Annotated in this window: 12 protein-coding genes; 11 read left to right on the top strand and 1 reads right to left on the bottom strand. The window is 44.7% G+C overall.

Annotation, left to right across the window (positions count from 1 at the left end):
- Window positions 1–45 precede the first annotated feature (45 nt).
- From murC to ltrA, 11 genes are all read left to right on the top strand, one after another.
- A complete protein-coding gene (gene murC / locus D8S85_RS05225; RefSeq protein WP_106479882.1) occupies window positions 46–1,413 on the top strand; it encodes a UDP-N-acetylmuramate--L-alanine ligase in 1,368 nt (455 codons plus the stop codon).
- A 196-nt stretch (window positions 1,414–1,609) separates the two neighbouring features.
- Complete coding sequence (locus D8S85_RS05220; RefSeq protein WP_228423137.1) at window positions 1,610–2,266, top strand: cell division protein FtsQ/DivIB; 657 nt, start codon at window positions 1,610–1,612, stop codon at window positions 2,264–2,266.
- The gene (locus tag D8S85_RS05215; RefSeq protein ID WP_127074881.1) at window positions 2,253–3,449 is read left to right on the top strand and encodes a cell division FtsA domain-containing protein; all 1,197 of its coding nucleotides are present in this window, start codon (window positions 2,253–2,255) and stop codon (window positions 3,447–3,449) included. The genes D8S85_RS05220 and D8S85_RS05215 overlap by 14 nt, the downstream gene beginning before the upstream one ends.
- 21 nt (window positions 3,450–3,470) lie before the next feature.
- Window positions 3,471–4,841 carry a cell division protein FtsZ gene (gene ftsZ, locus D8S85_RS05210; protein ID WP_106479880.1) on the top strand — a complete coding sequence of 457 codons (1,371 nt, stop codon included), beginning with the start codon at window positions 3,471–3,473 and terminating at the stop codon, window positions 4,839–4,841.
- A gap of 12 nt (window positions 4,842–4,853) precedes the next feature.
- The gene (ftsZ, locus tag D8S85_RS05205) at window positions 4,854–6,068 is read left to right on the top strand and encodes a cell division protein FtsZ (RefSeq protein WP_106479879.1); all 1,215 of its coding nucleotides are present in this window, start codon (window positions 4,854–4,856) and stop codon (window positions 6,066–6,068) included.
- 180 nt (window positions 6,069–6,248) lie between these two features.
- On the top strand, window positions 6,249–8,078 hold the full coding sequence (locus D8S85_RS05200; RefSeq protein WP_106479878.1) for a DEAD/DEAH box helicase: 1,830 nt from the start codon (window positions 6,249–6,251) through the stop codon (window positions 8,076–8,078).
- An 88-nt stretch (window positions 8,079–8,166) separates the two neighbouring features.
- Window positions 8,167–8,769 (top strand): ribosome biogenesis GTP-binding protein YihA/YsxC, encoded by a 603-nt coding sequence (gene yihA, locus D8S85_RS05195; RefSeq protein ID WP_106624987.1) that lies wholly within the window; start codon window positions 8,167–8,169, stop codon window positions 8,767–8,769.
- A gap of 91 nt (window positions 8,770–8,860) precedes the next feature.
- Window positions 8,861–10,240: an exodeoxyribonuclease VII large subunit gene (gene xseA / locus D8S85_RS05190; RefSeq protein WP_106479877.1), complete on the top strand. Its 1,380-nt coding sequence runs from the start codon at window positions 8,861–8,863 to the stop codon at window positions 10,238–10,240.
- 11 nt (window positions 10,241–10,251) lie between these two features.
- Window positions 10,252–10,449, top strand: coding sequence for an exodeoxyribonuclease VII small subunit (gene xseB / locus D8S85_RS05185; protein WP_106479876.1), 198 nt, complete (start codon window positions 10,252–10,254; stop codon window positions 10,447–10,449).
- On the top strand, window positions 10,446–11,822 hold the full coding sequence (gene dacB / locus D8S85_RS05180; protein WP_127074880.1) for a D-alanyl-D-alanine carboxypeptidase/D-alanyl-D-alanine endopeptidase: 1,377 nt from the start codon (window positions 10,446–10,448) through the stop codon (window positions 11,820–11,822). The genes xseB and dacB overlap by 4 nt, the downstream gene beginning before the upstream one ends.
- A gap of 496 nt (window positions 11,823–12,318) precedes the next feature.
- Window positions 12,319–13,725 carry a group II intron reverse transcriptase/maturase gene (ltrA, locus tag D8S85_RS05175; protein WP_127074879.1) on the top strand — a complete coding sequence of 469 codons (1,407 nt, stop codon included), beginning with the start codon at window positions 12,319–12,321 and terminating at the stop codon, window positions 13,723–13,725.
- Window positions 13,726–13,819: 94 nt separating this feature from the next.
- On the opposite strand, the gene D8S85_RS05170 is transcribed toward ltrA, so the two are convergent.
- Complete coding sequence (locus D8S85_RS05170; protein ID WP_106479874.1) at window positions 13,820–14,770, bottom strand: phosphoribosylaminoimidazolesuccinocarboxamide synthase; 951 nt, start codon at window positions 14,768–14,770, stop codon at window positions 13,820–13,822.
- Window positions 14,771–14,782 lie beyond the last annotated feature (12 nt).

The following is a 14,782-nucleotide window of genomic DNA, read 5'->3' as shown; positions in this document are numbered from 1 at the left end:
GGTCTGCCATTTTAAATTTTAAATTTTAAATTTTAAATTCATACTATGGAGATTAAGAATATAAAGGCGGTATATTTTGTGGGTATTGGGGGAATTGGGATGAGTGCATTGGCCCGTTATTTTAAAGTGATGGGGTACGAGGTGGCGGGGTATGACCGGACGCCGTCGCCATTGACACGGAAAATGACAGATGAGGAAGGGTTTGAGATTACTTACGAGGATGAGGTAAAGAATATCCGGGAGGTTTTTCAGGATAAAGAGCATACGTTGGTGGTATACACCCCGGCGGTACCGAAGGAAAATCGTATTCTTAGTTTTTTCCGGGATAACGGATATGCTTTACATAAGCGGGCTGAGGTGTTGGGATTTTTGTCTCGCAGCAAGAAAGCGCTTTGCGTTGCAGGAACGCATGGGAAGACGACAACCACGACCATGTTGGCTTTTTTGTTGCATCATTCACACGTGGGATGCAGTGCTTTCCTAGGGGGAATATCCTCGAATTTCGGTACGAATTTGTTGATCGATAAGGATTCGGATTACGTGGTGATCGAGGCGGACGAATACGATCGTTCCTTTTTGCATCTGCATCCGGAAATTGCAGTGATTACGGCTATGGATGCGGATCATCTGGATATATACGGAACGCGCGAACATTTGATCGAGGCTTTCGAGGAATTTGCCTTGCAGACACGAGGAAAGTTGTTTTTGCGTAAGGGGTTGGAATTGAAGAAAAGAACGATTACCGGGCATTATGCTGCCGGGGAGAAAACGGATTATTATGCCGATCGGTTGCGGGTGGATAATGGGAGCTACTTGTTTGATTATATCGGGAAAGATTTGGAGATAAAGGATTTGAGGATGTGTTTCCCCGGGCGGGTGAACGTGGAGAACGCTACGGCTGCAATCACGGTGGCTTTGAGTGTGGGGGTGACACCGGAAGAGATTCGAGAGGCTTTACCTTTATTTAAAGGAGTTTCCCGAAGATTTGACATACACGCGAAGAGTGACCGCTTGATTTATATTGATGATTACGCTCATCACCCGCGAGAGATCGAGGCGTCTCTTTCTTCCATTCGGGAGATGTGGCCGGCTAAGAGGTTGACGGTGGCCTTTCAGCCTCATCTGTACTCGCGTACAAATGATTTTTACCCGGAATTCGCAAAGAGTTTGAATCTTGCAGATCAAGTGATCTTGCTGGATATTTATCCCGCACGGGAGCAACCGATTCCGGGTGTGACGTCGAAATTGATTGCCGATCGGTTGACTGTTCCATTTGTACGGGTGACGAAGGAAGAGTTCCCGGAGTACGTGAAGGAAAACGTGAAGGAGGGGATTTTTATGACAGTGGGAGCCGGAGATATAGACCGGTTTATTCCGGTTTTTACGGAGATGTTTAATCATCCGGATTGTTGATCCGGGTTGCAGGTTGAACCTGCGGTTCTGCAAGTTGCAAGTTACAGGTTGGGTGCAACCGGTAGAAAGAAATTTGATTCAACCTGTTATTTGAAACGAGAAACTTTATTTATAGCCTAAAAATAGAATGAAACGCATTTTACCTTACATATTATCTTGCATTTTGCTTGTATACCTGATAATTGTGCTTACCTTTGTGGCGACAAAATCGGGGGAGGTAACATGTAGAGGGGTACGGGTGGCTGTCAATCATACGGATGTTAACGTGTTTGTCGATGAGGAGGATGTTATGAAGGCGATAAAGAAGGGATACGGAGACATTATGGACAAAAGTATATTGGCGGTAAATAAAGATAGTTTGGAAAGGGTGCTTGTCAAGAATCCGATGATTAAATCGGCTCAGGTTTACTACAGTTTAGACGGTTATATTCATGTAAATATCCAGCAACGTGAACCTATTTTGAGAGTACTAACAGGTGAAGGGTATTATGTGGATCGTGACGGGAGAGTGATGCCGTTGTCTTCTAAGTTTACTTCCAGGGTTGTTGTTGCAACCGGTGATATAAATAAAAAATTCGCTTGCGAGAAACTGGGTCCTTTCGCGATGAAATTGAAGAATGAACCATTTTGGGATGCATATATCGAACAATTGGTCGTGAGGTCGAACGAGGATGTTGTGATGATTCCTAAAGTGGGGGATTTCCGGATCGTGTTGGGAAAGGTGGATGATTGCGAGGCGAGGTTGGAAAAATTAATGTCGTTTCTGAAGGACGGGATCACAAAGAAAGGGTGGAACCGTTACAAAGAGATCAATTTGAAGTTTGACAACCAGGTTGTTTGTGTTAGAAAATGAAATATTAGATATTATTATGGGGTTTGTAGCTTCTTTGGATATGGGGTCTGAAAAAATGGTGATGGCTCTCGGAGAAAAGTCCGGGAGTGATTGTCGTTTGGTCGGTATCATAAGTATTGCCTCACAAGGAGTTAAACGAGGCAAAATTGTTGATAAGCTTCGGGCAAAAGCGTGTATCCAGCGTTTGTTGGATCGCTTTAAGAGCGAGTATGAGGTTCATATTGATGCTTTGAATGTCGCTTTAAGCGGGGCGTGGGTGAAACAGATTGAAGATCGGGAAAATATTAAGTTTTCCCGTCCGAAGAGTATAGACCAAGGGGATTTGCAGGAGATGGAGAAGAAGTGTCGGAGCGTGGTGGGGGCCGGTGACGAGGAAGTGGTGGATGTCGTTCCGTTCGCTTATTACGTGGATAAGGAGAGCGAGGTGAACCCGATGGGGGTTATGGCGAAGCGGTTGGATGTTCATTATCACGTGTACGTGGCGAGGAGTAGTGAATTGAGGGATTTGAGGGATATGTTTGCTAATTTAGGGGTTGACAAAGTTGATTTTTATTCGATGGCCGGAGCCGCGCAAAAGGCTTTGATTACGGCAGGATCGGATATGTTGAATTTTGCTTTGCTTGATCTGGGGGCAGATAGTATCAACGTACAGGTCTTCCAAGACGGGTTGGTTTATTTTGATGAAGAATTGCCATTGGGATGTAGCACGATAGACCGGGATATTAATACTGCATTTTCGATTAATGACATGGAAAAGGCACGCAAGCTGAAAGAAGAGTTCGGCATGGCGTTGCGAGCATCGTGTAAGAATCGGAAAATCATGATTCCCGATACGAAATATTGTATTGATAGCCACGATCTGGTACACGTGGAGCAATCCCGTTTGGAGGAATTGTTGGAAGGAGCTATTTTTCAGATGCAGGAAAGTGGTTGTTACGAAGATTTGGATGAAGGGATTTTGTTGACCGGAAGTGGTTGTCAGGTGGCGGGGATCGAAGTGTTGTTGTCCAAGTTATCGGGACATTCGGTTGGCTTTGCAAAGGTGACGAGTGTTAAAGCAGATCGGGAAACTAGTTTGAAGAACCCGGCATATTTTACGGCTTTTGGGTTGTTGCAGTGTGAACGCCGAGAGGTGAAGAAACCCAAGTCCGGCGGATGGTTTAGTAATTTTTTTAGAGAATAAATGATATAAGACCTTTCAGCTATGCTTAATGAAGATGATTTATTGGTTGTGAATATTCCACTACAGGAAGAATCGATTATCAAGGTGATCGGAGTGGGTGGAGGCGGTAGTAATGCCGTGAACCACATGTGTCGTCAGGGGATTCGAGGCGTAGAGTTCGTGGTGTGTAACACGGATATACAAGCGTTGCGGATTAGTCCCGTGAAAAATCGTATTCAGATCGGTAAGGAGCTTACCGAGGGGCGTGGAGCAGGAAGTTTGCCGGAGCGCGGCAAACAGTCGGCCATTGAAAGTCTGGATTATATCAAAACGATATTGGAGCGTAACACGAAAATGGTGTTTATCACGGCAGGTATGGGGGGTGGAACCGGGACAGGCGCTGCACCTATTATTGCCAAGCAAGCTCGCGAGTTAGGTATTCTGACCATCGGCATCGTGACGATCCCTTTTAGTTTTGAGGGACGGAAGCGGGTGGAGCAAGCGATGGAGGGCGTTGACGAGTTGTCGAATTACGTGGATGCCCTGTTGATTATCTGTAACGAGAAGTTGCGGGATATGTACGGGGATTTGAAGTTGTCGAAAGCATTTGAGATGGCGGATAACGTGTTGACCATCGCAGCGAAGAGCATCGCGGAGATCATCACGTTGAAGGGATTCGTGAACGTGGACTTCGCTGACGTGGAAGTGGTGATGCGGAATAGTGGGGTGGCGCTGATGGGTGCCGGAGAATCGGTTGGAGAGAATCGTGCGTTGGAGGCTGTGAAGATGGCATTGGAATCGCCCTTGCTGAATAGTAATGATATTCGGGGGGCATCTAATATATTGTTGAACATGCTGTACGGTAGTAAGGAGATCACGATGGACGAGATTACCTTGATTACCGATTACGTGAAAGAGTTGGTCGGGAACGATGTGGACGTGATCTGGGGTGCCGGTAAGGACGATGCTCTGGGTGACGAATTGCACGTGGCCGTGATTGCTACTGGGTTTAACGGTTCTCCGATTGAGAGGAAAAAGACGAATATTTCTTTTAAGGTGGAAACGGTGGAAGATTTGGAAATGCAGACGGTGGATGCCCGAAAGTTGGAAGAAGAGGAGCGTGCGCGTAAGCAAAGGTTGGAAGAGAGTCGTCGGTTACGCCAACAGCGGGAAAAACAGCGGCGGGATGTCGGAAAACGTCAACGGGCTATCGTGTTTGACGATGATGATGACGATGAACCGGTTCGGGAAGAGGAGATTCACCGGAAACGAATTGAGGAGTATGACCGGGAGTTTGAACTGGAGAACGGACGCAAACGAGGAAAGAACGAGGTACCGGATGTGGATAGCTGGTTCAAGCGTAAGCTAGGAAATATGTTCAATGAAGATATGAATAGGGATTCACAAATGTAATAATGGACGATCATGGTAGACGGATTGATAAATTTTAACCAGTTTGAGATTACTACCCCGATTATTAAAGTGATCGGAGTCGGAGGTGGTGGCGGTAATGCCGTGGAATACATGTACAAGCAAGGGATTTGTGACGTGGATTTCGTGTTGTGTAATACCGATTCGCAAATATTGGAACATAGTCCTATTCCGACCATTATTCAATTGGGGAAGACCCTGACTGAAGGACGGGGAGCGGGGAATCGACCGGAGATCGGAGAGGCTGCAGCTAACGAGAGTATTGATGATATAAAAGCGTTGTTGAGTACCAATACGAAGATGGTGTTTATCACGGCGGCAATGGGAGGAGGAACCGGAACCGGTGCGGCACCCGTAATTGCCAAGATAGCCAAGGATATGGGTATTCTGACGGTGGGTATCGTGACGATACCTTCCCGCTTCGAAGGGCCGAAACGGTTGGACCAGGCTCGTGAAGGGGTAAAAAGATTAAAAGAACATGTGGACTCTTTGATTATCATAGATAATGAGAAGATACAACGGATATTCGGATCGCAAACATTGTCGAGTGCATTTGCCAAAGCTAACGACGTGTTGAATATTGCTGCCAAGGGTATCGCGGAGATTATCACGTTGCCGGGATATATAAACGTCGACTTTGCCGATGTGAGAACGGTGATGACAGATAGCGGAATTGCTATTATGGGAGCGGCAAAAGCTTCCGGTGAAGACCGGGCTAAGCGGGTGATTGCCGAGGCTTTGAATAGCCCTCTGCTGAACAAGAGCGATATATTGGGAGCCAGTGACATCTTGTTGAATATTACATCCGGGACGGATGAAATTACGATGGATGAGATGAGTGAAATCACGAATTACGTGATCAAGGAAGTAGGTGATAATGCAGCTATTATTTGGGGTGTGGGAACCGATGAGGCGCTGGAAGATGCAATTTCCGTGACGGTGATTGCTACCGGCTTCCCCATGGAGGACGTGGAAAACACGTTCACGAAACCCTTGAAAGGAGTAGCTTCTTCCGTGAAAGATGCTTCGGAAACGGCGGAGGATGCCGCTCGTACGAAGAAAATCAAAGACGGGGTAAAAGATTACGTACAGGTCATTTTAAAAGAATCGGAAGTGGTGCTTCAACCGGATTTGTCACCCGAAAAAGTAGAAGAATTGGCAACGACTCCGGCGTATACTCGGAGACATTTAAAAATAGACAGACTTTGATAATTTTAGATTTGGGGATTTTTGATTTTGGATTGGAAAATCATAAGATGATTTTTGAGGAGGAATTTGAATAAAATTCCGTTAGAAATTAGAAGCTTAGGAAAGGTTGTTTGAGCAACCTTTAGATCAGAAATCAAGAATCGGAGATCAGAAATTACGAGTGTAATTTAAAACAGTTTAATGGAAAAATTTAGAGAATTAGGATTAGACGGGGACATTCTTAAAGGAATTGCAGATTTAGGGTTTGAAACACCGAGTCCGGTACAAGAGAAGGCTATCCCTGTTATTTTGGGCGAAGAAAATGATTTGGTTGTGTTAGCCCAGACCGGAACGGGAAAAACAGCGGCTTTCGGATTGCCGTTATTACAGAAAATTAATCCGGAATGGAATAGTGTGCAGGTACTGGTTCTGAGTCCCACACGTGAGTTGTGTATGCAGATCGGGAGTGATTTGAAGAACTATTCAAAGTACCTTCCGGATATTCGTGTGACCTGTGTGTACGGGGGAACGGACATAAGGAGACAAATGAAGGAACTGCAAAAAGGGGTACACGTGGTTGTGGCTACTCCGGGACGTTTGGTCGACTTGTTGAACCGGAAAGCGTTGAATATCGAGACCGTGTTTGCCGTCGTGCTGGATGAGGCCGATGAGATGTTGAACATGGGATTCCAGGAAGACTTGGATTTTATCTTGAGTAACACGCCTAAGGATAAAAATACGTACCTGTTTTCGGCAACAATGCCTAAAGAGGTAGAACGGATTGCCCGGAATTATCTGGTGAACCAGAAGGAGATTTCCGTGGGTAAGAAAAATCAGGGTGCGGATACGGTATCTCACCAATATTATATGGTTCGTGCGAAAGATTGTTACGAAACGCTACGCCGAATTGTGGATTGCTCCCCCAGTATGTATGCTATTATTTTTACTCGTACGAAGAATGATGCGCAAGATATAGCGAAGCATTTGCAGCGTGACGGGATTGATTGCGATGCATTACACGGGGATCTGAGCCAAGCGCAACGGGATAACGTGATGAACGCTTTCCGGGCGAAACGATTGAAAGTATTGGTGGCAACGGATGTGGCTGCCCGCGGGTTGGACGTGGATTGTTTGACACACGTGATCAACTACAATTTGCCGGAAGACGTGGAGAGCTATACGCATCGTAGCGGTAGAACGGGACGTGCCGGAAAGGAAGGTATTTCCATCGCCATTATTCACTCGAAAGAGAAAGGAAAATTACGCCGGATTGAAGGTATCTTGAAGAAGAAGTTCGAGTACAAGCAAGTTCCGGTAGGAGAAGAGATTTGTCGGGCACAATTGATGTTTTATGCAGACAAGATTTTAGCATCAGAGGATCAGGAGGATATTGATCGGTATGCTCCTGAGGTGTATGAAAAATTTGCTGAACTATCGAAGGAAGAGTTGATCCAACATTTGGTATCCTACGAGTTCGGTAAGTTACTGAAGAAATACAAGAATACAGCCGATTTGAACATCAGTGATGATGACCGGGGAGGTCGTTCTGAACGTGGTGATCGGGGAGATCGACGTGATCGTCGGGGACGTGGAGAAGAAACCGCGTACAGCACGTTTATGCTGAATGTCGGTCGGGAAGACGGGTTGACCCCTCGTGATCTGATGGGTTTGATTAATAAATATTCTCGCCGTCGGGGTATTGGTGTCGGAGGTATCCGTATTTTTGATACAGATACAAAATTCGAGATCGACGAGGAGAGTGCCCCTGATTTTGCTGTAGATTTCAGTAAGGTCCTCTTTAATGGTATTCCATTGGAGATAAAGGCTATTCCTACGCGTGACAAAGGGCGTCGTCGGGATGACCGAAGTCGAGGCGAGTTTTCTGGAAGACGGGAACGTCGTGACCGGGACAAGAAAGATCACCGGGGCGGCGGACGCCGGGAAGAAAAGAGCGGTGGAAAGAGAAGGGGAAGACCGGGAAGTGATCCGAAAAAACCGAGAAATTTCAACAGATCCTCTTCTCGCGGCTAGAAAATAATTGTACATTTGAACAGGGAAAGTGTAAAGTTTGCTTTACATTTTCTCGTGTTCAATGATTATATATTCAAATTGAAAAATGATGGAAATTAAGAGTGCCAGTTTTGTGATAAGTAACACGGATGTGAAGAAATGTCCGGCACCGGATAGACACGAATACGCGTTTATTGGGAGATCGAACGTGGGAAAGTCTTCATTGATCAATATGCTGACAAATTATAGCAAATTGGCCAAGACATCTGCTAGTCCGGGAAAAACTCAATTGATCAATCATTTTTTGATTAATAATGAATGGTATCTGGTGGATTTACCGGGATACGGGTATGCTAGAACATCTAAATCTCAGCGAGGACAATTCAGTTCCATGATAAAGAATTATATATTAAAACGGGAGAATATGGTGTGTCTTTTCGTGTTGATAGACAGCCGACATGATCCGTTGAAGATTGATCTCGATTTCATGGAGTGGTTGGGTGAGAACGGGGTTCCTTTTGTGATGGTCTTTACGAAGGCAGATAAGTTGACAACCACGGAACGGATGAATTGTATTGCCAAGTATCAGGAAAAGATGAAAGATACCTGGGAAAGTATGCCCATGGCGTTTATTACTTCTGCCGAAACAAAATTGGGACGTGTGGAACTATTGTCCTATATTTCTGAGTTGAACAAATTGAAACTAGAATAATTTTAGATTTTTGAAATCATAAATCATAAATCGTAAATCCCAAATCCCAAATCATAAATCATAAATCATAAATCATAAATCTTAAATCAGCATGGAGCCTATCGGATTATACCAATTGAATTGTTTGGTAAAACGGGAATTAAAGAACCGTTTCCCGGATAGTTTTTTGGTGATAGCCGAGATTGCTGATGTGAAAGAGAATCGATCCGGACATTGTTATCTGGAATTGGTGGAGAAGAGAGAGGAAGATGATGCGGTGATTGCCACGGCTCGTGCTACGATATGGGCGTTTACCTATCGGATGCTAAAACCTTATTTTGAAACTACCACGGGAAAATCTTTACAGAAAGGGATCAAGGTACTGGTTCGTGTTGAGATCGTTTTTCATGAATTGTATGGGTATTCCTTGAATATAAAAGATATTGATCCCACGTTTACGATTGGAGACCTGGAGCGGAAACGGAAGGAGATTATTGATCGATTAACCCAGGAGGGGGTGATTGATATGAATCGGGAACTGGAATTTCCGATGTTACCGAAGACCGTGGCTATAATATCTTCTCCTACAGCTGCCGGATATGGTGATTTCGTGGATCAGTTGCATCGCAATGCTTACGGGTACGCTTTCCATACCAAATTATTTCCTGCCATTATGCAGGGAGAGAAAACGACCGAGTCAATCATTGCCGCGTTGGAAAGGATTTACGAATTTGAATCACTTTTTGATGTGGTGGTAATTATTCGAGGGGGAGGTTCACAAACGGATTTGGGTAGTTTTGATTCTTACGAGTTGGCTGCCAACGTAGCGCAGTTCCCTATCCCTATTCTTGCCGGAATCGGGCATGAACGTGATGAGACGATCGTGGACCGGGTGGCTTATCGGAGTGTGAAAACCCCGACAGCTGCAGCAGCTTTTCTGATCGAATGCTTTTCTGAAGCGGATGGTGAGTTGGAAGAGGCAAAGGAAATCTTGGTGAGAGAAACCAAAAGGATATTGCAGGAAGAAAAAACTCGTCAGGTGGTACGAATCACGGAGTTCAAGCAGTTTACCCGTCTCTTTCTGGAGGGGCAGACAAATCATCTGGCTTTATCATCCCGGAGAGTAGAACATGCCTCAAGGCTTTTTGTACAAGAGCGGATCAATGGGCTGGACCAATTAAAAATGAAGGTGGAAGGGAAAGTCGGGACATTATTGGAACGCCGGAGGAATCGGTTGGAAGATATACAAAAGACGGTAGGGCGTAAAATAACAGAACTGTTTACGGCTAACCGTTATTTTCTGGAGCTGGCAGAAACTAAAATGAAGTATGTCGACCCGAAAAATATACTGGAGAAGGGATTCTCGATTACGCGTGTTAACGGAAAGGCAGTTCGAGAAACGGAGGCTGTAAAGAAAGGGGATGTGCTTGAAACTGAATTATTCAGGGGAATTATTCGAAGTGAAATTAAAGATATTGAAACAAACATCTAATACAATCGGTTATGGAAGATAAGTTGACCTATAAATCCGCGATGGAAGAGATTGAAAGTTTGGTAAAGCTGTTGGAAGAAAACAAGTTGGATGTGGATGAGTTGAGTGAAAAGGTGAAACGGATGGCGGTGCTTGTTGAATTTTGTAAGAGCAAATTACACCGGACGGAAGAGGATGTAAACAATGTGTTGAAATCAATTACCGAATGATGAAATCCGGCTGGCTGCTTTTTTTCATGCTGATTTCTATGGTCTCTGCGTTAGGGCAGACTCGAATAGACGAACGAAATCTGTGGGGAAGGGATGAAGTGAAACATGCAGCAATAGGGGTTTGTGTGAAAAACGTAGAAACGGGGCAGGTGGTGTACGAGCATAATCCGGGGATGGCATTGCGTCCGGCTTCCGTGATTAAATTACTTTCTTCTGCATTGGCATTAAAACGGGAAGGAGATTCTCTAACCTATACAACAAAGGTTTTCTATACTGGGAGGATTGAAAATGGCGCACTCTTGGGAAACATTGTTATTCAGGCAGGAGGTGATCCGACATTGGATTCGAAATATTTTCCCCAAGCTGGCTTCATGGATAGTCTTGTTTCTAAGGTGGAGAACTTGGGAATCCAACGGATTCATGGAAATATTATTATAGAAACTGAAGGAGAGCCGGCCCGTATTCCGGGGTCTTGGCCATGGGAAGACGTGGCAAATTATTACGGGGCTCTCTACCATTCATTTAATTATCGGGATAATACCTACACGATCACCTTGAAGTCTGGAAAGTCGGGTACTCAAACCAAAATCGTGTCTGTTGTTCCTGCTGTTCCGGGAGTAAAATTACGGAACGAAGTGATGGCTTCCGCCAAGCATGGAAATGACGCGTGGATATACGGGGGACCGGAAGCTGTGACGTTGTTAATTCAAGGGACTATTCTGGTTAATCGTTCTTCTTTTGCGGTGAAGGGTGCGATGCACCATCCGGATGCTTGTTTCAGGGCTGAACTGGAAAAACGATTGAAAGGGAAAGGAATCGTGTTGGATAAACAAAAAATAAAAGAGGGAGAGCGTCATGCCTTGCTGACGATGGTTTCTCCTTTTTTGAAAGATATCGTTTACTATACAAATAAAAATAGTGTCAATCTTTTCGCCGAGGCATTAGGAGAATTAATCAGTCCGACAGATTATGCGAAAACGGTAAAGGCTGAATTAAGTGATATGGGGATAGATTCATGTGGTATTACGTTGAAAGATGCCAGTGGTTTATCTCCGGCAAATGCCGTCCCTGCAGAGGTATTTACGGATGTATTGATTTGGGCAAGAAGGTATTTAAGTGATGCCTTTGTTTTGTCATTACCGCGGGGAAACGTGGATTGGAGCTTGCGAATTTATTCCGATCATCCGGTTTTACGAGGGAATGTCGTGGCCAAAACGGGCTCTATGTCCGGGGTTCGGGCGCTTGCCGGGTATTTAAAAACGCGACAAGGAGAAACATTAGCTTTTACAATTCTTGTGAATAATTACGTGGGCGACCCCGTGAAAGTACAGGAGTGTATGCGTGATTTATTGAAAGAAGTGGCAGATAAATAGGGATATTCAGTAAATTCCTAGTGTATAAAATACCGGTCACGAGCAATATTCGTGACCGGTATTTATTGGTGTATGCTCGGCATGAGCATTGTCTAACGGGTGCAAGTCCCGAGTAAGCCCTAATAGCGGGAATTACATAGCCCAAGGCAAGGGTGTTCATCGTGAGGTGAAATCTGAAAGAAGCCGGCGGCAAACATCTGACCTAACGGACAGAAACTTCATATAAGGCATATGACCGTGGGTAAGGCTGCACGACAAGCCAAAGCCCTATAGCTATTCGGAACGGTCGGTGTAAATGAAGTGGGTATAAGATGGAAAGACAATGCTCTTATCCGAGGAGGTCTCACGGACGCTTCAAATAGTTTTTTTTTTTACGAAAGAAGCGGAGTAAAGCTTGCCGTGAGAAGTCAGCAGATGCCATAGTATTGCAATAATCGATAACATTGCATGAAGGGCTGAACCTAACAATTAAACGATAGTAATTGAAACATACCTTATGAAGGAAAGAATGCAGAAAACATTATCCCAAGTTAATGGCTGCCCCCAAAGAGATAGGTCGGAAACCGAATGGTATGGGGGAGTGCAGACCTTCATGTGGATGTGTGAAGACAACATCGTGGAAGTACCATTCTACAAGGAACACCTTTTCGAGCAAATCCTCAGTCCTACGAATCTCAACCGAGCTTACAAGGCTGTTATGAGAAACAAAGGCTGTGGTGGTATCGACAAGATGTCATGTGAGCAGTTGCTCCCATGGCTCATGACCAACAAGGATGTGCTCATCCGTTCCTTGATGGACGGCTCTTACCGTCCGAACCCAGTGAAAAGGGTAGAAATACCCAAAGACAACGGCAAGATGCGCCTGTTGGGAATACCTACGGTTGTAGACCGTGTGGTGCAACAAGCCATCAACCAAGTACTGACTCCCATCTATGAGAACCAATTCTCCAAGACAAGCTACGGCTTCCGTCCGGGAAGAGGATGCCATGATGCACTGCGTGGAGCGCAAAGGATAATCAACGAGGGCTACACCTATGTAGTAGACCTCGACCTTGAACGCTTCTTCGACACCGTGAGCCATAGCAAGCTCATAGAAATCCTCAGCCGTACGATAAAAGACGGCAGAGTAGTCAGCCTTATACACAAATATCTCCGAAGTGGTGTAATGAACAAAGGATTGTTTGAAGCGAGCGAGGAAGGAACTCCCCAAGGAGGACCGCTAAGTCCGTTGTTGAGTAACATCATGCTCAACGAATTGGATAAAGAACTCGAACGCAGAGGACTCCCCTTTGTGCGTTATGCTGACGACTCGATGATATTCTGCAAGTCAAAAAGGGCTGCAATGCGAGTGAAGGAGTCTATAACCCGATTTATAGAAAATGTTCTATATCTCAAAGTCAACAAGGAAAAGACCGTAGTGTCGTATGTGCGCGGAGCGAAATACCTCGGCTACTCCTTCTATGTGATGAAAGGCAAATGCCAACTCACGGTGCATCCCAAGTCCAAGGACAAGATGAAGTCAAAATTGAAAGAACTGACAAGTCGCAGCAACGGATGGGGATATGCCAAGAGAAAGCAAAAGCTGAAAGAATACATAAGAGGTTGGGTTGGCTATTATCACCTTGCCAATATGAAGCGTCTCTTGCTTGTAACAGACGAATGGCTAAGGCGTAGAATCCGCATGTGTATATGGAAAGCTTGGAAGAAAGCCAAGACAAAAGTGGCAAACCTCATCATATGTGGTATCAATAAATATCAAGCATACGAATGGGGAAATACTCGCAAGGGCTATTGGCGAATAGCTGATAGCCCTATTCTAAAAAGGGCGATAGATAACAATAAACTACGCTCCGCAGGGTATGCTACTTTAATAGGGTCGTATCTCGATTGGTATCCAAAATAGGAACCGCCGTATGCGGAACCGCACGTACGGTGGTGTGAGAGGTCGGAAAACGAAAGTAGGAAGAAAACTGCTTCGTTTTCCTCCTACTCGATTATTATTTTGATAAGCTAGCCAAACATTCATTCACATTCTTCTCGATGCGTTCAAGAATATTCGTACAATCGGCCTTCTCGAATTTCGTTCCCGTGATATGTTCGTATAATTCTATATAACGGTTCGTGATATTAGCTACCACTTCGGGGGTCATTTCCGGAATGGTTTGACCTTCTTTTCCTTGGAATCCATTTTCCATTAACCATTCGCGAACGAACTCTTTAGATAATTGACGTTGTCTTTCTCCTTTAGCCAAGCGTTCTTCATAACCATCAGCATAGAAGTAGCGAGAAGAATCCGGGGTGTGGATTTCATCAATCAAATAGATCTTCCCATCTTTCTTTCCGAATTCGTATTTCGTATCTACTAGAATTAATCCCATTTTGGCTGCAATTTCTGTTCCTCTTTGGAATAGGGCAAGCGTATATTTCTCAATGGTTTCGTAGTCTTCTTTACTTATTAACCCTGAAGAGATGATCTCTTCCTTAGAGATATTTTCATCGTGTCCTTCCATCGCTTTGGTGGTGGGGGTTATGAGTGGGGTTGGGAATTTTTGGTTTTCAACCATCCCTTCCGGTAAAGGTAACCCGCAAAGAGTTCTCTTTCCTGCTTTATATTCTCTCCATGCACTTCCGGCCAGATAACCGCGAATAACCATTTCTACTTTGAACGGTTCGCATTTGTGACCAACGGTTACCATCGGATCGGGTGTTGCTATTTTCCAGTTCGGAACGATATCAGAAGTTGCGTCCAAGAATTTAGCGGCAATTTGGTTCAATATTTGTCCTTTGTAAGGTATTCCTTTCGGGAGTACCACGTCGAAAGCGGAAATTCTGTCGGATACCAACATAACGAGGTATTCGTCATTGATGTTATACACGTCGCGTACCTTACCGACGTATTCATCTTTCTGTCCCGGGAATTTGAAATTTGTTTTTACAATCGCTTCCATGTTATTTGCTTT

This window comes from Butyricimonas faecalis, assembly GCF_003991565.1.
Classification (GTDB): Bacteria; Bacteroidota; Bacteroidia; order Bacteroidales; family Marinifilaceae; genus Butyricimonas; species Butyricimonas faecalis.
The sequence above is the reverse complement of the archived record's forward strand: the minus strand, read 5'-3'. Positions and strand labels throughout refer to the sequence as shown.

Coding starts and splice junctions, on each gene's coding strand:
- murC (WP_106479882.1), top strand. CDS start 46: ATGGAGATTAAGAATATAAAGGCGGTATATTTTGTGGGTATTGGGGGA.
- ftsZ (WP_106479880.1), top strand. CDS start 3,471: ATGCTTAATGAAGATGATTTATTGGTTGTGAATATTCCACTACAGGAA.
- ftsZ (WP_106479879.1), top strand. CDS start 4,854: ATGGTAGACGGATTGATAAATTTTAACCAGTTTGAGATTACTACCCCG.
- D8S85_RS05200 (WP_106479878.1), top strand. CDS start 6,249: ATGGAAAAATTTAGAGAATTAGGATTAGACGGGGACATTCTTAAAGGA.
- yihA (WP_106624987.1), top strand. CDS start 8,167: ATGGAAATTAAGAGTGCCAGTTTTGTGATAAGTAACACGGATGTGAAG.
- xseA (WP_106479877.1), top strand. CDS start 8,861: ATGGAGCCTATCGGATTATACCAATTGAATTGTTTGGTAAAACGGGAA.
- xseB (WP_106479876.1), top strand. CDS start 10,252: ATGGAAGATAAGTTGACCTATAAATCCGCGATGGAAGAGATTGAAAGT.
- dacB (WP_127074880.1), top strand. CDS start 10,446: ATGATGAAATCCGGCTGGCTGCTTTTTTTCATGCTGATTTCTATGGTC.
- ltrA (WP_127074879.1), top strand. CDS start 12,319: ATGAAGGAAAGAATGCAGAAAACATTATCCCAAGTTAATGGCTGCCCC.
- D8S85_RS05170 (WP_106479874.1), bottom strand. CDS start 14,770: ATGGAAGCGATTGTAAAAACAAATTTCAAATTCCCGGGACAGAAAGAT.